This is a genomic window from Nesterenkonia halobia, assembly GCF_039536005.1.
Lineage (GTDB): Bacteria > Actinomycetota > Actinomycetes > Actinomycetales > Micrococcaceae > Nesterenkonia > Nesterenkonia halobia.
In genome coordinates this window covers 224,588-243,567 of record NZ_BAAAYG010000007.1, presented here as the reverse complement: position 1 = coordinate 243,567, position 18,980 = coordinate 224,588, and the positions used below count along the sequence as shown (strand labels likewise).

15 protein-coding genes are annotated in these 18,980 nt (G+C 70.7%); 4 read left to right on the top strand and 11 right to left on the bottom strand.

Annotated elements, in window-relative coordinates; translation table 11 throughout:
• Window positions 1-3: 3 nt before the first annotated feature.
• Both ABD652_RS10100 and ABD652_RS10095 read right to left on the bottom strand, forming a co-directional pair.
• Window positions 4-1,617 carry an endolytic transglycosylase MltG gene (locus ABD652_RS10100; protein ID WP_344720867.1) on the bottom strand — a complete coding sequence of 538 codons (1,614 nt, stop codon included), beginning with the start codon at window positions 1,615-1,617 and terminating at the stop codon, window positions 4-6.
• Window positions 1,618-1,896: 279 nt separating this feature from the next.
• Window positions 1,897-3,327 (bottom strand): DUF349 domain-containing protein, encoded by a 1,431-nt coding sequence (locus ABD652_RS10095; protein WP_344720865.1) that lies wholly within the window; start codon window positions 3,325-3,327, stop codon window positions 1,897-1,899.
• Between the two features lie 220 nt (window positions 3,328-3,547).
• Between ABD652_RS10095 and hisS the strand changes: the two genes are divergently transcribed.
• Window positions 3,548-4,873 (top strand): histidine--tRNA ligase, encoded by a 1,326-nt coding sequence (gene hisS / locus ABD652_RS10090; protein ID WP_344720863.1) that lies wholly within the window; start codon window positions 3,548-3,550, stop codon window positions 4,871-4,873.
• Window positions 4,874-5,059: 186 nt separating this feature from the next.
• Window positions 5,060-6,871, top strand: coding sequence for an aspartate--tRNA ligase (aspS, locus tag ABD652_RS10085; RefSeq protein ID WP_344720861.1), 1,812 nt, complete (start codon window positions 5,060-5,062; stop codon window positions 6,869-6,871).
• Between the two features lie 30 nt (window positions 6,872-6,901).
• Here aspS and dtd read toward each other — a convergent pair whose 3' ends face one another.
• Window positions 6,902-7,375 carry a D-aminoacyl-tRNA deacylase gene (gene dtd / locus ABD652_RS10080; protein ID WP_344720859.1) on the bottom strand — a complete coding sequence of 158 codons (474 nt, stop codon included), beginning with the start codon at window positions 7,373-7,375 and terminating at the stop codon, window positions 6,902-6,904.
• Window positions 7,376-7,524: 149 nt separating this feature from the next.
• Here dtd and ABD652_RS10075 point away from each other — a divergent pair, with 149 nt between their 5' ends.
• Window positions 7,525-8,913, top strand: a complete 1,389-nt coding sequence (locus ABD652_RS10075; protein WP_344720857.1) for a replication-associated recombination protein A — start codon at window positions 7,525-7,527, stop codon at window positions 8,911-8,913.
• A 144-nt stretch (window positions 8,914-9,057) separates the two neighbouring features.
• Here the strand turns inward: ABD652_RS10075 and qcrB are convergent, their stop codons facing one another.
• The 4 genes from qcrB to ctaE all read right to left on the bottom strand — a co-directional run bounded on the left by qcrB (window position 9,058) and on the right by ctaE (window position 13,460).
• On the bottom strand, window positions 9,058-10,776 hold the full coding sequence (gene qcrB / locus ABD652_RS10070) for a cytochrome bc1 complex cytochrome b subunit (RefSeq protein WP_344720855.1): 1,719 nt from the start codon (window positions 10,774-10,776) through the stop codon (window positions 9,058-9,060).
• Window positions 10,773-11,831 carry a cytochrome bc1 complex Rieske iron-sulfur subunit gene (gene qcrA / locus ABD652_RS10065; protein ID WP_344720853.1) on the bottom strand — a complete coding sequence of 353 codons (1,059 nt, stop codon included), beginning with the start codon at window positions 11,829-11,831 and terminating at the stop codon, window positions 10,773-10,775. Before qcrA ends, qcrB begins: the two co-directional genes overlap by 4 nt.
• A 77-nt stretch (window positions 11,832-11,908) precedes the next feature.
• Window positions 11,909-12,706, bottom strand: coding sequence for a cytochrome bc1 complex diheme cytochrome c subunit (gene qcrC / locus ABD652_RS10060; protein ID WP_344720851.1), 798 nt, complete (start codon window positions 12,704-12,706; stop codon window positions 11,909-11,911).
• A gap of 106 nt (window positions 12,707-12,812) precedes the next feature.
• Entirely contained in the window at window positions 12,813-13,460 is a 648-nt protein-coding gene (ctaE, locus tag ABD652_RS10055) for an aa3-type cytochrome oxidase subunit III (protein ID WP_344720849.1), read from the bottom strand.
• Between the two features lie 287 nt (window positions 13,461-13,747).
• On the opposite strand from ctaE, the gene trpD reads away from it, so the two are divergent.
• On the top strand, window positions 13,748-14,851 hold the full coding sequence (gene trpD, locus ABD652_RS10050) for an anthranilate phosphoribosyltransferase (RefSeq protein WP_344720847.1): 1,104 nt from the start codon (window positions 13,748-13,750) through the stop codon (window positions 14,849-14,851).
• A 69-nt stretch (window positions 14,852-14,920) separates the two neighbouring features.
• Here trpD and def read toward each other — a convergent pair whose 3' ends face one another.
• The 4 genes from def to ctaC form a co-directional block, all read right to left on the bottom strand.
• Window positions 14,921-15,613 carry a peptide deformylase gene (def, locus tag ABD652_RS10045; protein WP_344720845.1) on the bottom strand — a complete coding sequence of 231 codons (693 nt, stop codon included), beginning with the start codon at window positions 15,611-15,613 and terminating at the stop codon, window positions 14,921-14,923.
• A 108-nt stretch (window positions 15,614-15,721) separates the two neighbouring features.
• Window positions 15,722-16,123, bottom strand: a complete 402-nt coding sequence (locus tag ABD652_RS10040; RefSeq protein WP_344720843.1) for a cytochrome c oxidase subunit 4 — start codon at window positions 16,121-16,123, stop codon at window positions 15,722-15,724.
• Complete coding sequence (ctaD, locus tag ABD652_RS10035; RefSeq protein ID WP_344720841.1) at window positions 16,123-17,847, bottom strand: aa3-type cytochrome oxidase subunit I; 1,725 nt, start codon at window positions 17,845-17,847, stop codon at window positions 16,123-16,125. The genes ABD652_RS10040 and ctaD overlap by 1 nt, the downstream gene beginning before the upstream one ends.
• Before the next feature lie 2 nt (window positions 17,848-17,849).
• Entirely contained in the window at window positions 17,850-18,719 is an 870-nt protein-coding gene (gene ctaC, locus ABD652_RS10030; protein ID WP_344720839.1) for an aa3-type cytochrome oxidase subunit II, read from the bottom strand.
• Window positions 18,720-18,980: the final 261 nt, after the last annotated feature.

Sequence of the window (18,980 nt, the reverse complement as noted above, 5' to 3'; positions counted from 1 at the left end):
AGTTCACTCGCTGCGCGTCTCGGTGTTGGGCGCGTCGCCGTCGCCGCAGACGTCCGGGTTCTCCTCGCAGTACGCGTCGTACTCCTCCACGTACTCCTGATGCTCCGAGTAGGTCTCGGCGAACTTGGTCTCGCCGGTGGCGATATTCGTGGTCACCCAGTAGTAGTAGTCGTTGTCCTCCGGGTCGGCCGCCGCCTCGATCGCCTCCTGCGTGACCGCCTCGATCGGTCCGGGCGGCAGGCCGCGGTGAGCGTGGGTGCTGTACTCGTTCTCCGGGTCGTCCAGCTCCTCGCGGCTCAGATGCAGATCGCGCTGCTCGAGCCCGTAGTTCGCCGTCGAGTCGATCTGCAGGTATCCGTCGGTCTCCGAGTTGTCCGGCTGCAGCCGGTTCTCGATGATCCCGGCGACGGTGCGGTAGTCGTCCGGCTGCGCCTCGGCGGTGAGCAGCGAGGCCTTGGTCACCGCCTCGTACTGCTCGGTCGGATCCGTCACGCCCGCGTCCTCGAGCCAGCCCAGCGTCTCGTCGACCAGCTGCTGCAGGATCTCGGCCGCACCGGCGTCGACGGGGAATCGATGCTCGCCGGCGGCCAGGTAGCCCTCCAGGCTCTCGGCCTGCTCGGGCAGTCCGAACTCCGTCGGGTCCTCGGCGGCGTCCCGGAGCTCGTCGGCGGAGTACTCGGTGGCCTCGGCGATCGCGTCGTAGGCGGCGTCGAGGCGGGTGCCGGAGTTCAGCGCCACGTAGAGCTGGCTCTCCTGCTCGGCCGAGAGCACGCCGACGGCGTCCTCGGCGGGCATCTGCTCGTTCATCTCATAGTCGCCCACCTGCAGCGTGCCGACCTCCTCGGCGTCCTGCAGCGCCTGGTCGAAGGCCTCGGCGCTGGCGACGATGCCCTCGGAGGACAGCTTGTGGGCCACCGCTCCCCAGCCGTCGCCGCGCTCGACGGTGAAGGTCACCGACCCGCCGGCGACGGCGTCGTAGTCCTCGGGCTCGCTGAAGACTCCGCCGAAGACGGTCCGGAAGACCACCGCCAGGACCACCATCAGCGCCACCAGTCCGGCGAGCACCGAGACCAGCGTGATGTTGCGCCGCCGACGGCGCTGGCGCCGCTTGTCGAGGATGCGGCGCCCCGGGGCGCCGGCCAGCGGGGTCACCGTCTGGTAGCCGCGGCCGTAGTCGGAGGAGCTGATGAGCACCGGAGTGCCCTCGGCATCGTGCTCGATGTGCTCGTCGGCTCCCAGCAGCCGGGCGTCGAGCGAGGTCTCGGAGGGCTCCCGGTCCTGCGGATCCTCCGACGCCCCGGGGTCGGCGTCGTCGTCCGTCTCATCGTCCGTCTCGTCCTCCGGCCCGCGCTCGGGATCGCTCGAGGGCTCCACCGGGTCGCGCGAGAGCACGGCGTCCAGCGATCCGGTGCCCGCCGTCGCGGGCGACGGCGCGCCGGCGGCCGCCGTGCCGATGGGCGCCTCCGCGGGAGTCTCGGCGGACTGGGCGAGCGGCTCCGCCGAGGATTCCGGCGAGTCCGGATCGCCCCCGTCCGATGCGTCGCTGCCCGGGGGCGGCGGGCTCTGCTCGGCTCGCCGCCGCCGCGACCCGTGCTCGGGCGGCTGGTCATCGCTCACGCGGGGGTCCTCACTGGTCGTCGAAGGGCTGGCGGGCGCCGGTCCGTCGTCGGACGCCGGTGCCGCGTCGCGACGGAGTCGCCGCACGGGCGGTCCAGAACGTGGCCCGCGCACCCGCCGGCCGGTCCGGCCGGAATGCTCGTCGCCTATCGTAATCCATCCGTGATCAGCGGGGCGCGGACCGCCTCGGGACGTGCGGCGGGCGTGTCGCCGCGCTCGGCGTCCGGAGTCGACGACCGGGCCCGGAGTCGACGACGGCGCGCCCGCCGGCGGACGGCCTCACTCGCCGGCGAGCATCCGCCGCCAGCTGCGCCGGGCCTCGAGCGCCTCCTCGGCCTCCTTGATGCGTCGTTCCTCGCCGTGCTCGCGAGCCGCCGCCAGCGACTCCTCGAGCTCGCCGATGGTCTCGTCGAGCTGCGCGAGCATCGAGTCCTGCCGTGCCCGGGTCTCCGGGTCCGCCTGCCGCCACTGTGCGTCCTCGGCCTCGCGGAAGGCATCCTGGATCCGCTTCACCGCACCTTCCATGCGCTTGACGTCGCCGCGCGGCACGCGGCCGGCCTCGTCCCACCGCTCGAGCAGCGCGTGGTACTGCTCCCGGACCTGGTCGGGCTTGGTGAAGGGCATCAGCTCCTCGAGCTCGGCGAGGATCTGCTCCTTGGCCGCCAGGTTCTGCGCGTACTGCGCATCGGTCTCGGCGTTGGCCTGCTCGCGGGCGGCGAAGAAGACGTCCTGCGCCGCGCGGAACCGCGCCCACTGGGCGTCGTCGGTCTTCCGCGCCCCGCGGCCGACCGCCTTCCAGTCATCCATGAGCCGGTGGAAGGCCTTCGTCGTGGGGCCGTAGTCGGTGCTGTGCTGCAGCTCCTCGGCCCGGGCGATCAGCTCCTCCTTGGTCTGCTTGACCTCGGCGTGGTGCTGGTCGCGTCGGCTGAAGAAGGCCCGACGGTTCTTGTCGAAGGTGCTGCGGGCCGCGCGGAACCGCTTCCAGTAGGGGTCCTCCTGCGCCTTGGTGATCCGCGGCGGCTTCTTCTGTTCGGCCTTCCAGGCGTCGAAGAGCTCCTGCATGCGCTGCTGGGCGGTCTTCCAGTGCTGCTGGTCCGGGTCGGCGGCGGCCAGCCGCTCGGCCTCGGCGACGATCTCCTCGCGCGCGGCCAGGTGGGCGTCCACTGCGGCCTCGGCCTCGGCCGTCTCCTGCGCGGCGAGCCCCTCCACGCCGGCGGCGATCTCGTCGAGCACGCCGCCCAGTGCGGCGACGTCGCCGACCCACGGCCCCGACTCCAGCTCGCGACGCAGCGCCTGCATGCTCTCGCGCAGCGGTCTGGCGCCGTCGGCGGCGGACTCCACCCGGGCCTTCAGCAGCAGCGCCCGGTCGTAGAGGTCGTCGAACTTCCGGGCGAAGTACAGCAGCGCCTCGTCGGCGGTCGCCTCGGGGTACTGCCCCACATAGTCCGGAGAGCTCGCGGAGCTCTCGGAGCTCTCGGACGAAGAGGCGGCTGAGGAGGCTGAGGGGTCGGGCGCTCCGTCCCCGCCTTCGTCTCCGTCGCCGTCGGCCGTCCGCTCGGCGTCTGCCGCGGGGCCTGCCGCCTCGTCCGACCGTCGCTCGGGCTGTCCGGCGGCGAGGGCGTAGACGTGTCCTTCGTCGTCGACGCGGGCGAACTGACGCGCCTGCTCCGCCGACGTCTCGTGGTGACCGGGTTTCACTGCGGGACTCATGTCCACCAGCCTACCGGCCCGGACTCGTCGACGGTGAGCTGCGCCTCAGCCGCATCGGCCCGGCCGGGGCCGGCCGACGTCCGGCTCACCGCACGCCGTCGACGGCCGGTATGATGTCCTGCGGCCCCGGACCCGCGGTCCGGGCGCGTCCCGGCGCCGCGCCGACGCCGCGCCGCACTGCCCGCATCATCCCCACGATCACGAGGAGCGCGCACCCTCCATGGCACGTTCGACCTCCCTCTCCGGCTTCACCGAGTGGCTTCCCGACGAGCGCCTCGTGGAGCTGCATGTGCTCGACACGCTGCGGGAGGTCTTCGAGGCCCATGGGTTCGCCTCCGTGGAGGCGCGCGCGGTCGAGACCATCGACACGCTGCTGCAGAAGGGCGAGATCGACAAGGAGATCTACGGGATCTCCCGGCTGCAGGACGACGAGGCCTCCGCCGGAGACGCCCGGCTGGCGCTGCACTTCGACCTGACCGTGCCCTTCGCCCGCTACGTGGTGGAGAACGCCGGACACCTGGCCTTCCCCTTCCGCCGGTACCAGATGCAGAAGGTCTGGCGCGGCGAGCGGCCGCAGGAGGGCCGCTACCGCGAGTTCACCCAGGCCGACATCGACATCGTCGGCGACGGCGCGCTCCCCTTCCGCAGCGACGTCGAGATGGTCGTCGTCATGGCCCGCGCCCTGGAGCGTCTGCCCCTCGGCGACTTCCGGCTGCGGCTGAACAACCGCAAGCTCTCCGAAGGCTTCTACCGCTCCATCGGCCTGGAGGACACCGCCGCCGTGCTGCGGGCGATCGACAAGCTGGAGAAGATCGGCCCGGAGAAGGTCGCCGCCGAGCTGGCCGAGACCGCCGGCGCCACCGAGGAGCAGGCCGCCAAGGCGCTGAAGCTCGCCGAGATCCGCACCGACGACACCTCCTTCGTCGAGCAGGTCCGCGCGCTGGGCGGCGAGCACGAGCTGCTGGAGGAGGGGCTGGCCGAGCTGACCGAGGTCGTCGGCGAGCTGGAGCGTCGGGTCCCCGGCCGCGTCGTCGCCGATCTGTCCATCGCGCGCGGACTGGACTACTACACCGGCACGGTCTGCGAGACGGTGCTGGTGGGCCGCGAGGCGCTGGGCTCGATCTGCTCGGGCGGGCGCTACGAGTCGCTGGCCTCGACGGGGAAGCGGACCTTCCCCGGCGTCGGCCTCTCCATCGGGGTCACCCGGCTGGTCTCGCAGATCCTGAAGGACGTCGCCGCCACCCGCTCGGTGCCCAGCGCGGTCTACATGACCCTGCGCACCGACGAGGACTGGGGTGCGGCCCAGGACGTGGCCGATCAGCTGCGCGCCCGCGGCATCGCCGTCGAGGTCGCGCTGACCGCGGAGAAGTTCGGCAAGCAGATCCGCCACGCCGACCGGCGCGGCATCCCCTTCGTCTGGTTCACCGACGCCGAGGGGAACCACGAGGTCAAGGACATCCGCTCCGGCGAGCAGGCCCCCGCCGACCCGCAGACCTGGACTCCGCCGTTCGAGGACGCCGCCCCGCGCGTGGTGCCCGTCGAGTGAGCGCGGAGTGACCGCGGAGTCGCCCTCCGCGGCGCCGCGGGCGGCCGCCCGCGCCCCCGCCGACCCGCCAGTGACAGAATCATCCGGACGACCGCTCCCCCGGGCGAGCTGAGCCGATCCGGGCTCCGACCAGCCGATGCGACCGGCCCGCTCCGCGACCGACGGAGGGCCTGAAGGAAGGACGACGTGCTCCGCACACTGCACAACGGCGACGTGAACGCCGCACACATCTCCGAGACCGTGACCCTGGTGGGCTGGGTGGCCCGTCGCCGCGACCACGGCGGCGTGGCCTTCCTCGATCTGCGCGACGCCTCCGGCGTGGTGCAGGTCGTCGTCCGCGAGGAGGAGGACTTCGCCGCGCTGCGCAACGAGTTCGTCCTGCAGGTCACCGGCACCGTCGAGCGCCGGCCCGCGGGCAACGAGAACCCCGCGCTGGCCTCCGGCGAGGTCGAGGTCATCGCCTCCACGGTGACGGTGCTGAACGCCGCCGGCCCGCTGCCCTTCCAGATGGACGCCCACCAGGAGGTCGGCGAGGAGGCGCGGCTGCGCCACCGCTACCTGGACCTGCGCCGCGAGGGCCCGCAGAAGGCGCTGCGGCTGCGCTCGGAGGCGAACCGGGTGGCCCGCGAGCTGCTGCACGCCGAACGGTTCACCGAGATCGAGACTCCGACGCTGACCCGCTCGACGCCGGAGGGCGCCCGCGACTTCCTGGTGCCGGCCCGCCTGGCGCCGGGCTCCTGGTACGCGCTGCCGCAGTCGCCGCAGCTGTTCAAGCAGCTGCTGCAGGTCGGCGGCTTCGAGCGCTACTACCAGATCGCGCGCTGCTACCGCGACGAGGACTTCCGCGCCGACCGGCAGCCGGAGTTCACCCAGCTGGACATCGAGGCCAGCTTCGTCGACCAGGAGGACGTCATCGGCTGGTCCGAGGAGCTGATCCGTCGGCTCTGGGCGCTGATCGACGTGGAGATCGACACCCCCATCCCGCACATCACCTATCGCGAGGCGATGGCGCGCTACGGCACCGACAAGCCGGACCTGCGCTTCGGACTGGAGCTCACCGAGCTGACCGAGTACTTCGCCGAGACCCCGTTCCGGGTCTTCCAGTCCCCCTACGTGGGCGCGGTGGTCATGCCCGGCGGAGCCTCCCAGCCGCGGCGGACGCTGGACGCCTGGCAGGAGTGGGCCAAGCAGCGCGGCGCCAAGGGCCTGGCCTATGTGCTCGTCGGCGAGGACGGCGAGCTCTCCGGCCCGGTGGCGAAGAACATCTCCGAGTCCGAGAAGGCCGGCCTCGCCGAGGCCGTGGGCGCGAACCCCGGAGACTGCATCTTCTTCGGCGCCGGCGAGGTCACCGCCTCCCGCGGACTGCTGGGCGCGGCCCGCGTGGAGATCGCCGAGACCGTCGGGCTGATCGACCACGCCGCCTGGTCCTTCGTCTGGGTGGTCGACGCGCCGATGTTCGAGCCGGCCGACGAGGCCACCGCCGCCGGCGACGTCGCCGTGGGCTCGGGCGCCTGGACGGCCGTCCACCACGCCTTCACCGCGCCGAAGCCGGAGTTCGCCGACTCCTTCGACGTCGACCCCGGCGCCGCGCTGGCGAACGCCTACGACCTGGTCTGCAACGGCAACGAGATCGCCGGCGGCTCGCTGCGTGTGCACCGCCAGGACGTGCAGGAGCGGATCTTCGAGGTCATGGGCATCGGCGAGGAGGAGGCCCGCGAGAAGTTCGGCTTCCTGCTCGACGCCTTCCAGTTCGGCGCCCCGCCGCACGGCGGCATCGCCTTCGGCTGGGACCGTGTGGTCGCCCTGCTGGCCGGCGAGGAGTCGATCCGCGAGGTCATCGCCTTCCCCAAGTCCGGCGGCGGCTTCGACCCGCTGACCGCCGCCCCGGCGCCGATCACGACCCAGCAGCGCCGGGAGGCCGGCGTGGACGCCAAGCCGGAGCCGGCACCGGGCGAGGGCACCCAGGGCGCGGCGAAGCAGCCGGTCGACGAGTCCTGAGGCGCGGCGGCGTCCGGCGGCGGAACGCCGTCAGGCGCCGCCCCGCCGCGGGCCCCGGAGCTCGTCGGTGTCGACGACGAGCGTCACCGGCCCGTCGTTGACCAGCTCGACCTCCATGTCCGCGCCGAAGCTGCCGGTGTGCACCCACGCGCCGAGCCGGCGCAGCGCGGAGACGAAGGACTCGTAGAGCGGCTCGCTGACCGGGCCCGGGGCCGCCCGGCTCCACGAGGGGCGACGGCCGCGGCGGACGTCGGCGTGCAGGGTGAACTGGCTGACCACCAGCAGCGGAGCCGCGGCCTGGGCGCAGGAGCGCTCCCCCGCCAGGATCCGCAGCCCGACGATCTTGTCGGCCAGCAGCTCGGCCTCCTCGGCGGTGTCCTCATGGGTGACGCCGAGCAGCACGACCAGGCCCTCGCCGTCGAAGCCGCTCGCCGTCGCCCCGGGGTCGTCGTCGCCGGTCAGCCGGACATGGGCGCGGGAGACGCGTTGGATGACAGCACGCATGCGACTAGTCTGGCACGTCCCGCCGGGGGCCGCCCGGTGCTGCTCAGCGCCGTTCAGTGCTGTTCGGCGCCGCCCCGAGGCGCGGCGGCCCGTTCCGGCGCGATAGAGTCGGGGCGGATCCGGACGACGACGGCGGCGAGGAGACGACGGTGACCGATCAGCTCGGCGGGGACCTGTTCTCCAGCGCACAGTCCGACGACGGCGCGGGCGGGGCCTCCGGCACCGGACGCCACACGCCGCTGGCCGTGCGCATGCGGCCCCGGTCGCTGGACGAGATCGTCGGCCAGCAGCACCTGCTCGACGCCGGTTCGCCGCTGCGCGTGCTCGCCGAGGGCTCGCGGGGTCCGGCGGGCCCGGCGTCGGTCATCCTCTACGGCCCGCCCGGCACCGGCAAGACCACCATCGCCCACGTCATCGCCCGCGGCGACACCCGGCGCTTCGTCGAGCTCTCGGCGATCCGCGCCGGCGTGAGGGACGTCCGCAAGGTCATGGACCAGGCCCTGGAGGACCGCGACCTGCGCGGGGTGACCACAGTGCTCTTCCTCGACGAGATCCACCGCTTCAACAAGGCCCAGCAGGACGCCCTGCTGCCCGGAGTGGAGAACGGCTGGATCATCCTGGTCGCCGCGACCACGGAGAACCCGTCCTTCTCGATCATCTCCCCGCTGCTCTCCCGCTCGCTGATGCTCACCCTGCAGCCGCTGACCGAGCAGGACCTCGGCGGACTCCTCGACCGTGCGCTGACCGAGCCGCGCGGACTGGACGGCACGCTGACGCTCGACGACGACGCCCGCGGCCACATCCTGCGGATGTCCGGCGGCGACGCCCGGCGGGTGCTCACCACGCTGGAGGCCGCGGCCGCCGTCGCCGCAGGTCGCGAGGACGACGCCGAGGGCGCCGGCGTGATCACCGCCGCCGACGCCGAACAGGCGATGGACCATGCCGTGCAGCGCTATGACCGCGACGGCGATCAGCACTATGACATCATCTCGGCATTCATCAAGTCGCTGCGCGGCTCCGATCCCGATGCCGCACTGCACTGGCTGGCGCGGATGATCGTCGCCGGCGAGGACCCCCGCTTCCTCGCCCGGCGCCTGGTGATCGCCGCCGGCGAGGAGGTCGGGATGGCCGACCCCACGGCTCTGCAGACCGCCGTGGCGGCGGCCGACGCCGTCCAGCTCATCGGCATGCCCGAGGCGCGCATCCTGCTCGCCGAGGCGACGGTGCACATCGCCACCGCACCGAAGTCCAACGCCTCCTATAAGGCTCTGGACGCCGCCATCGCCGATGTGAAGGCCGGCCGGACCGGCACTGTGCCGCCCCATCTTCGCGACGCCCACTACGCCGGCGCGGCGCGCATGGGGCACGGGGCGGAATACGCCTACGCCCACGACGGGCCGCACCATGTGGTGCCGCAGCAGTACCCGCCCGACGAGCTCGTCGGCGTCGACTATTACCAGCCCAGCGGCAACGGCCAGGAACGCGCCGTCGCCGAGCGGCTGGAGAAGCTGCGGGCGATCGTGCGCGGACAGCGCTGAGCGCCCGGAGGCGTCGACGCTGACCGGCCCCGGCGGCCGTTCCCCGCCCGCTCCCCCGGACGCAGACGACGAACGGGCCCGGCCCCTCCGCGGAGGGGCCGGGCCCGTTCGTGCATCCGCCGGCGGCGGATCAGCACCGGTCGATCAGTGGTGGCCGGAGCCGATCTGCTGCTGCTCGCGAGCCTCGAGACCGCCGTCGTCATGACCGTCGTGGTGGTCATGCTCCAGCGCCTCCAGGTACTCCTGGCGGGACACCGGGGCCACCCGGTCCTCGTAGAACCAGCGGTTCAGTCCGGCCCGCAGCTTCTCGAGGCGGGTGATCCGGCCCTTCGCATCCGGCACCGGGCCCGAGGGCTCCGGCGACTCGAAGGCCACCAGCGTGTAGAGCTCGTAGTCGTCCGGCCGCCGGTGTCGCTCGGTGAACTCGCCGTGCGGCTTCATCTCGATGACGCCGGCCTCGTGGCCGTGGAGCACCGTCTCGCGGTCCTTGCGCTGCAGCGCCAGGCAGATCCGCTTGGTGACGATGAACGCGAACACCGGACCGACGAAGATCAGCACCCGCGACCAATAGGTGATGTCGTTCAGCGAGAGATCGAAATGCGTGGCGATGATGTCGTTGGCGCCCATCCCCCAGAGGATGCAGTAGAAGGTCACCGTCGCCGTGCCGAAGGCGGTGCGGGCCGGGGCGTTGCGCGGACGGTCCAGGATGTGGTGCTCGCGCTTGTCGCCGCTGATCCAGGCCTCGATCCAGGGCCAGACGAACATCCCGGCGAACATGATGCCGATCGGGATCAGCGGAACCAGCACCGGAGTGGCGACCGTGTTGCCGCCCCACGGCGTGGGGATCACGAACTCCAGCGGGATGTCCCCGATCCACCCGGGCATCATGCGCAGCACGCCCTCGAAGGGACCGATGTACCAGTCCGGCTGCGCGCCGGCCTGCACCGGCGAGGGATCGTACGGCCCGTAGTTCCACAGCGCGTTGATCTGGAAGGTGCCCGCGATCAGCGCCAGGATGCCGAAGACGATGAAGAAGAAGCCGCCGGCCTTGGCCGCATAGACCGGGCCGACCGGGTAGCCGACCACGTTGCGCTCGCTGCGCCCCGGACCCGGGTACTGCGTGTGCTTGTGCAGCACGACCATGAACAGGTGGACGACCACCAGGGCCAGGATGATCCCGGGGATGATCAGGATGTGCAGCACGTACAGCCGCGGGATGACCGCCTCGCCGGGGAACTCGCCGCCGAAGAGGAAGAAGGACATGTAGGATCCGACCACCGGCAGGGCCTTCAGGATGCCGTCGATGATGCGCAGGCCGTTGCCGGAGAGCACCTCGTCGGGCAGCGAATATCCGGTGAAGCCGGCGCCGAGGCCCAACAGCAGCAGCGAGCAGCCCACCACCCAGTTGAGCTCGCGCGGCTTGCGGAAGGCGCCGGTGAAGAACACCCGGAGCATGTGCACCGACATCGCCATCACGAAGACCAGCGCGGCCCAGTGATGGATCTGACGCATGAACAGCCCGCCGCGCACGTCGAAGGAGAGGTCCAGCGACGACGCGTAGGCCGCCGACATCTCCATGCCGTTCATCGGAGCGTACTTGCCCTCGTACTCGACCGTCGCCATGGACGGGTCGAACCAGAAGGTCAGGAAGATGCCGGAGATGATCAGGATGACGAAGCTGTACAGCGCCACCTCGCCGAACATGAACGTCCAGTGGTCCGGGAAGATCTTCCGCCCGAACTCACGGACCATGTTCGTGCCGCCCACGCGCTGGTCGACGTAGTCGGCGATGCGACCCGTGCGAGTCTCCGGCTGGAAGGCCGCCGGTCCGGCCGCCGTGGAGTCGGATGCCTGTGTGCTCATGCGTTGCCACGCTCCCAGTAGCTCGGGCCGACGGGTTCGGTGAAGTCGCTGCGCGCCACGAGGAAGCCCTCGTCGTCGACGGCGATCGGCAGCTGCGGCAGCGGACGGCCCGCGGGGCCGAAGATCACCTCGAACTCGTTGGCGGCGTCGAAGGTCGACTGGTGGCAGGGGCACAGCAGGTGGTGAGTGTGCCGCTCGTAGAGCGCCACCGGGCAGCCGACGTGGGTGCAGACCTTCGAGGCGGCGATGATGCCCTCGTAGGTCCAGTCCTCACGGCCCTCCGAGACCGTCTGGATCTCCTCGGGGTCCATGCGGATCAGCAGCACCACGGACTTGGCCTTCTCGGCGAGCTTCTCCCCGTGGTCGGTGATGTCCAGCAGCGTCTCCGGCACGATGTGCATCGCCGAGCCCACCGTCAGATCGGCCGCGCGCACCGGAGTGCCGGTGGGATCGCGGACCAGGCGGACGCCCTCGTCCCAGATGGTGTGACGCATGCGCTCCGGGCCGAAGTCCTCGGAGAGGTCGAGGTCGCGGAAGAGCACGACGGCGGGCAGCGGGGCCAGCACGGCCGCGCCGATGAGGGTGTTGCGGATCAGCGGACGACGCTTGATCCCGGACTCCTCCAGCACGTCCCCGACGATCTGCTCGGCCTCCTGCCGCTGGTCCTCGGTGCGCAGCGGCTTGCGGGCCTCGACCAGCTCGTGGTCGGGCATCAGCGTCTTCGCCCAGTGCACCACGCCCAGCCCGATGCCGAGCATGGCGAAGGCCACGCCGACGCCGAGCAGCGTGTTCTGCAGCCGCACCTCGTGGAGATCGGCGGTGTGGCCGACGACGAAGTAGCCGATGAAGAAGATCACGGTGCCGATGATCGAGACCAGGAAGAGCACCGCGACCTGGCGCTCGGAGCGCTTCGCGGTCTTCTCGTCCTCGTCTGCCAGCCGCGGGCGGTGCGGGGGCAGTCCGGGGTCGTCGATGGCGTACTGCCCCGACTCCCCGTCACCGGCATTGATGACGGCGCCCGATTCCCTCGGGTCGCCGTTACCGTGCTCGCCCATATGGTTCTCGTCCTTTGCTTGAGTGATCGTGTGCTGGGTGCGTGTGCGCGGTGCTGATGCTCACCGCCGGGCGGGGATCAGGACGACCGGGAGGTCAGCCAGACCATGGCGCCGATGAGCAGCGCCAGGCCGCCGCTCCAGACGAACAGCCCCTCCGACACCGGCCCGAGCGAGCCGAGCGCGAAGCCGCCGGGCGTGCCCTGCGACTCGTAGGTCTTCAGGAAGGCGATGATGTCCTGTTTGTCCTCGGGCGGGATATTGGCGTCGTTGAAGACCGGCATGTTCTGCGGGCCGACGAGCATGGCCTCGTAGATGTGCTTCTCCTCGACGCCGTGCAGCGAGGGGGCGAACTTCCCCTCGGTGAGCGCACCGCCGGCCGCCGCGGCGTTGTGGCACATCGCGCAGTTGATGCGGAACAGCTCGCCGCCCCGGGTGGCGTCGCCCTCCTCGGCGTCGAGGTGCTCCTCCTCCGGCACCGACGGGCCGGCGCCCAGCGAGGCCACATAGGCGGCCAGCTGCTGGGTCTGCTCGTCGTTGAACTGGGCCGGCTTGCGCTGCGCCTGCGGGCCCTGCATCTGCATGGGCATGCGGCCGGTGCCGACCTGGAAGTCCACCGAGGCCGCGCCGACGCCGATCAACGAGGGAGCGTCCTCGGTCCCCGCGGCGTTGATCCCGTGGCAGCTCGCGCAGTTGGCCGCGAAGAGCTTCTCCCCCTCGTCGATGTCCGAGGCCGAGTGCTCCTGCGCCTCGCTGCTGGCCTGCGCCTCGTTGATCGTGGTGGCGGCGGCATACAGACCTCCGGTCATCAACAGACCCAGGAGGAGCAGTGCCACGCCGGCGAACGGGTGGCGACGCTTCTGTGAGAGTGCCTTCACGTGCCGTGTCCTAACTTCTCGGTGCGGGACCTGCGCTCCGCCCGCGGAGCGCGAGTCGAGTGGACGGGTGTCGGTCGCCTGCCGGCGCCGTCGCTGCGGGTGCGTGCTAGATGACGGTCGGCAGGATGTAGACGACGCCGAACAGGGCGATCCACACGACGTCGACGAAGTGCCAGTAGTACGAGATGACGACCGCCGCGCTGGCCTCCTTATGGGTGAACTTCACGCTGAAGTAGGCCCGGGCGATCACAAAGCAGAACGCGACGAGCCCGCCGATCACGTGCAGGCCGTGGAAGCCGGTGGTGATGTAGAAGGCGGAGCCGAAGGAGTTCGTCTGGATCGTCACCCCGTGGTGGACCAGCTCGGCGAACTCGAAGGTCTGACCGGCGATGAAGACCGCGCCCATGAGGAACGACAGGATGTACCACTCGACCATCCCCCAGCCCTTGACGTTCAGCAGCGATCCGGTGCGGCGGGGCTGATGGCGCTCGGCGGCGAACACGCCGAACTGCGCGGTCACCGAGCTGGCCACCAGGATCACGGTGATCAGCGTCGCGAGCCGCAGGTCGAGCTGCGCGCTGTACTCGGACCACATCTCGGCCTGCGAGGACCGCAGGGTGAAGAACATCGCGAACAGCCCGGCGAAGAACATCAGCTCGCTGGTGAGCCACACGATGGTGCCCACCGAGACCATGTTCGGCCGGTTGGGCAGAGTGCGCGCCGGGACATTGGGGGCTTGGGTTGCAGACGTCACGAAGACATTATGGCCTGAATGCGGCGGTCTTCGCCATCTCTCGCCGGCGCGTGGCGGGCTTTCGATTCCACGTCAGCAGGCCGATCCCCCGCCAGCATCGGGGAGCGCGGCATCGACCGGCGTCGTGAATGTGACCGAAATTTCTACGATGTGTCGAACAACGAGGCGGACGGAGGGCCCGGCCGGGACCTCCGCGGGGGTCCGCGACGGGTCCCGGCCGGGGTCGCACGCCGCCCGGCGGCGACACGGGGAGAGCCGGCCGCGGTGCTGCGGGATATCCTGGCGTCGTGAGTGACGCAGCCGAGACCACCCCGCGCCCCGACGAGTCGTCCGCCTCGAGTCCCGCCCCGCTGCCGGGCGGCTGGCCCGAGCTGCTCGAGACGCTGCTCGCCGACCGCGACCTCAGCACCGCGACCGCCGCCTGGGCGATGGATCGCCTGATGAGCGGCGAGCTCGCCGACAGCGAGGTCGCGGCCTTCCTCATCGCCATGCGCGCCAAGGGCGAGACCGCCGAGGAGCTCGTGGGCCTCAGCGCCACGATGCTCGACAAGGCGGTTCCGGTGCCGGTGCCCGGCCCGACGCTGGACATCGTGGGCACCGGCGGCGACCGCCTCGGCACGGTGAACATCTCGACGATGTCCTCGCTGGCGGCCGTCGGGGCCGGAGCACGGGTGGTCAAGCACGGCAATCGAGGAGCGTCGACCACCGCCGGCGCCGCCGACGTCATCGAGGCGCTGGGCGTCGACCTCTCCCCCGCCGCCGAGACCATCGCCGGCGCCGTCGACGAGGTCGGCATCACGTTCCTCTTCGCCGGATCGGTCCACCCGGCCATGCGCCATGTGGGCCCGGTGCGTCGCCAGCTGGGCGTGCGCACCATCTTCAACTTCCTCGGACCGCTGACCAATCCCGCCCGGGTCACGGCCCAGGCGCTGGGCTGCGCCCACGAACGCCTCGCCCCGCGGATGGCCGAGGTGCTGGCCGCCCGCGGCACCCGCGGCATGGTCTTCCGCGGCCGCGACGGACGCGACAAGATCACCACCTCCGCGGCCACCGACCTGTGGGAGGTCCGCGACGGCGAGGTGGCCCACCACGAGATCGTTCCGGAGCAGTTCGGGCTGGCCCGGCGGCCGGTGGAGGCGCTGGCCGGCGGCGACGGCGCGCAGAACGCCGCCCTGGTGCGCTCGGTCCTCGCCGGCGAGCCCGGCCCGGTGCGCGAGGCGGTGCTGCTCAACGCCGCCGCGGGTCTCACCGCCCTCGACGAGGACCACGCCGCCCCGCTGCCCGAGCGGATCCAGACCAACATGGCCCGGGCGGCCGCCGCGATCGACGCCGGCGCCGCCGCCGAGGTCCTGCGCCGCTGGGTGGACTACACGACCTCCGGCCGCGCCTGAGCGTGCGTCCGAGACGGCTCTGAAGCTGCCCTGAGGCGGCTCCGACGCCGCCCGGAGATCGCCGGCGCGTCAGTCGGCCTCGCGCGGGCCGACGTCGGCGCCGCGGGGCGCGAGAGATTCCGGGGCGCCGTCGTCCTGCGCGGCGCGCGGCTCGTCCTCGGCCTCGTCGGGCTCGTCAGGGTCGTCGTGGCCGAAGGGATCCCGGTCGACGCCCGGCGTCCAGGTGTGGCCCGGAACCGTCCATCCCTCGCGCTTCAGCGCCTTCTTCCAGCGCCGCGTCCAGCGGGAGTTCAGCCGGTCCACGTAGAGCCGGCCGTCGAGATGGTCGTACTCGTGCTGCAGGATCCGCGCGAACCAGCCGGTGGCCTCGAAGGACACCGGCTCGCCGTCGGCGTCGAGCCCGCTGATCTCCACGTGGTGGCTGCGCTTCAGCGGGAAGCCGTAGCCGGGGACCGAGAGGCAGCCCTCGCTCTCCTCGTCGCGGTCGGGCTCCTCCTGCGAGACGCGGCCGATCAGCCGCAGCCGCGGATTGATGAACACCCCGCGGGCGGGCAGCCCGGGGCCGGCCGGCGGATACGTGTAGGTGAAGAGACGCAGCCCCACCCCCACCTGCGGGGCGGCCAGGCCCACGCCGTGGGCGGCGTCCATCGTCTCGTACATGTCCTCGACGAGGGTGCGGATCTCCTCGTCGACGACGCTGACCTCGGCGGCACGACGATGCAGCACCGGCTCGCCGTGGATGGTGATGGGGCGGATGCTCATGGGCACGATTCTAGCGCGCACACGACGGCGGGCCCGCCGCGGAGCGTGTCCGCGACGGGCCCGCCGTCGTGTGAGATGCGTCCTGCCGGACGCGTGCCGCGCCGCGGCTCAGTGCGCGTAGCGCTTGCGGTTGTACTCCATCACCCAGCCGGTGACGAAGAACAGCGCCGGGATGCAGCCCAGGAAGAAGAACCACCAGCCGATGGCCATGCCGAAGAACACCATGGCGCTGGAGAAGCCCAGCCCCAGCGGCCACCAGCTCCACGGGGCGAAGTCGCCGTAGACACCGGCCTGCTCGTGGATCTCGCCCTCGGGATTGTCGCCGTCCATCACGTGGTGGTGCTTGGCCGTCAGCCGCAGGTAGAACCACAGCATGAAGCCCAGCCCGGCGGTGAGCAGCAGCAGCGGGAAGCCCGCCAGCTCCTCGAAGCCGGTCACGAAGCCGTAGACGAAGGCGATCACCAGGGCGAAGGCGCCCAGCGAGCCGAAGAGAGTCGCGTTGATCTTCATCAGATGCCTTCCTTGTCCTTCTGATCGGCCGGGCCGAACACCGAGCCGGCCGGGGACCGCTCACTGTGCCGGTCGGAGAGCTCCGGGTGGTGCAGGTCCAGGGCCGGGCGCTCCGAGCGGATGCGCGGCAGCGAGTAGAAGTTGTGGCGCGGCGGCGGGCAGGAGGTCGCCCACTCGAGCGAGGCGCCGAAGCCCCACGGGTCGTCGACGAGGACCTTCTTGCCCTTCCGGTGCGTGACCCAGACGTTCCAGAAGAACGGGATCAGCGAGGCGCCCAGGATCATGGCGAAGACCGAGGAGAACTGGTTCATCGCGGTGAACCCGTCCTCGGGCATGTAGTCGGCGTAGCGCCGCGGCATGCCCATCACGCCGAGCCAGTGCTGGATCATGAAGGTGCCGTGGAAGCCGACGAAGAGCATCCAGAAGTTGATCTTGCCGAGCCGCTCATTGAGCATCTTGCCCGTCCACTTCGGCCACCAGAAGTAGAAGCCGGCGAACATCGCGAAGACCACGGTGCCGAAGACCACGTAGTGGAAGTGGGCGACGACGAAGTAGCTGTCCGAGATGTGGAAGTCCAGCGGCGGGGCGGCGAGGATGATGCCGGTCAGTCCGCCGAACAGGAAGGTCACCAGGAAGCCGAGGCTCCACAGCATCGGCGTCTCGAAGGTGATCGAGCCGCGCCACATGGTGCCGACCCAGTTGAAGAACTTCACCCCGGTCGGCACGGCGATGAGCATCGTCATCAGCGCGAAGAAGGGCAGCATGACCGCACCGGTGACGTACATGTGGTGGGCCCACACGGTCACCGAGAGCGCGGCGATGCTGATGGTCGCGTAGACCAGACCCTTGTACCCGAAGATCGGCTTGCGGCTGAACACCGGCAGGATCTCGGAGACGATGCCGAAGAACGGCAGCGCGATGATGTAGACCTCAGGGTGTCCGAAGAACCAGAAGAGGTGCTGCCACAGGATGGCCCCGCCCGACTCCGGGTCGAAGATGTGGCCGCCGAAGCGCCGGTCCAGGCCCAGGCCGAACAGCGCCGCGGCCAGCGGCGGGAAGGCCATCAGGATTAGGATCGCGGTGATCAGCGTGTTCCAGGTGAAGATCGGCATGCGCCACATGGTCATGCCCGGCGCACGCATCGAGATGATCGTGGTGATGAAGTTGACGCCGCCCATGATCGTCCCGAAGCCGGAGAGCGCCAGGCCGAAGACCCACAGGTCTCCGCCCACTCCCGGCGAATACGTGGTGTCGGCCAGCGGCGCATAGGCGAACCAGCCGAAGGACGCCGCGCCCTGCGGGGTCAGGAAGCCCGCGACGGCGATCAGCGAGCCGAACAGGAAGAACCAGAAGGCCAGCGCGTTCAGCCGCGGGAAGGAGACGTCGGGGGCGCCGATCTGCAGCGGCATCACCACATTGGCGAAGCCGGAGAACAGCGGCGTCGCGAACATCAGCAGCATCACCGTGCCGTGCATGGTGAACAGCTGGTTGTACTGCTCCTTCGTCTCCAGCAGCTGCATGCCCGGCTCGAAGAGCTCGGCGCGGATCAGCAGCGCCATGACGCCGCCGATGCAGAAGAAGAGGAAGGAGGCGATCAGGTACATGTACCCGATGATCTTGTGGTCCGTCGTCGACAGCCAGCTGACGACGATCTGACCCTTGGAACGCGGGACGACCGGCGCGATCTCGCGCGCGTCGTCGGCGCTGTATTCGTAGGTCGCCACGCTCAGTCCCCCTCGGTCGCGGTCACGTCGTCGTGACGGTTGGTGTTGCGATCGTACTCGTCGCCGAGGTGGCCCTCGGGCAGCGTCTCGAGGTACTCGCGGAACTCGTCCTCCTCGACGACCTCCACGTTGAACAGCATCTCCGAGTGGTACTCGCCGCAGAGCTCGGCGCACTTGCCGTCGAAGCTGCCGACCTCCTGCGGGGTCAGGTGGATCTCATTGGTGCGGCCGGGCACCATGTCCCGCTTCTGCAGGAACGCCGGGATCCAGAACGAGTGGACGACGTCGCGGGAGTTCAGCTGGAACTCCACCGGCTCGTCGACCGGCAGGTAGAGCGTGGGCAGGTCCTCCTGCGCGCCCGACTCGCCGTCGAGCTGGCCCTGGACGCCGACCGAGTAGCGCTGCTCGCCGTCGTACTCATAGTTGAAGTCCCAGGACCACTGCTTGCCGCGGACGTCGACGACGAGCGAGGGCTCCTCCTCGTCCGAGTCGACCGAGCGCTGCACCTGGTCGGTGTAGAAGAAGAGCACCCCGACCATGACCAGCGGCACGATCGTGTACATGATCTCCAGCGGGATGTTGTACGCCAGCTGGCGCGGGTAGCCGGAATCACCCTTGCGGCGACGGTAGGCCACCATGCACCACAGCATGAGACCCCAGGTCAGCAGACCCACCGCCAGAGCGGCGATCCAGGAGTTGACCCACAGATCAGTGATTTCAGCAGTATTGCTGGTGGTCTCTCGGCTTCCGGGCAGCCAGCCGCGCTGGACCTGCTCCGAACAGCCCGTCAGCACCAGTGCCGCCGCGCTGGCCAGTGCGATGCCCTTCACTGCGCGCTGGCCTCGGCTGCCGGTTCGTCTCTCCGAACTCACAGACGGCCCTTCCTCTTCCTCGGTGTGCGAACGTGCTCGACACGTGATGGGGCCGCCCCTCCCCCGCCTCAGCGGGGCAGGGCCGTCGACCCGGGCGGGTGCTCGGCAGCACCCGGCGAGCCGCGGCACGGAACGACCTTGGACGCTTCGACCACAAGATTACTACCAACTGTAGTAGTTCGCCGCCCCCGGCGGTCCGCTATGACACGGTGTGATCCGCGGAGGAGCCCGGGTGACCTGGATCGACGGCGGCCGCCTCGG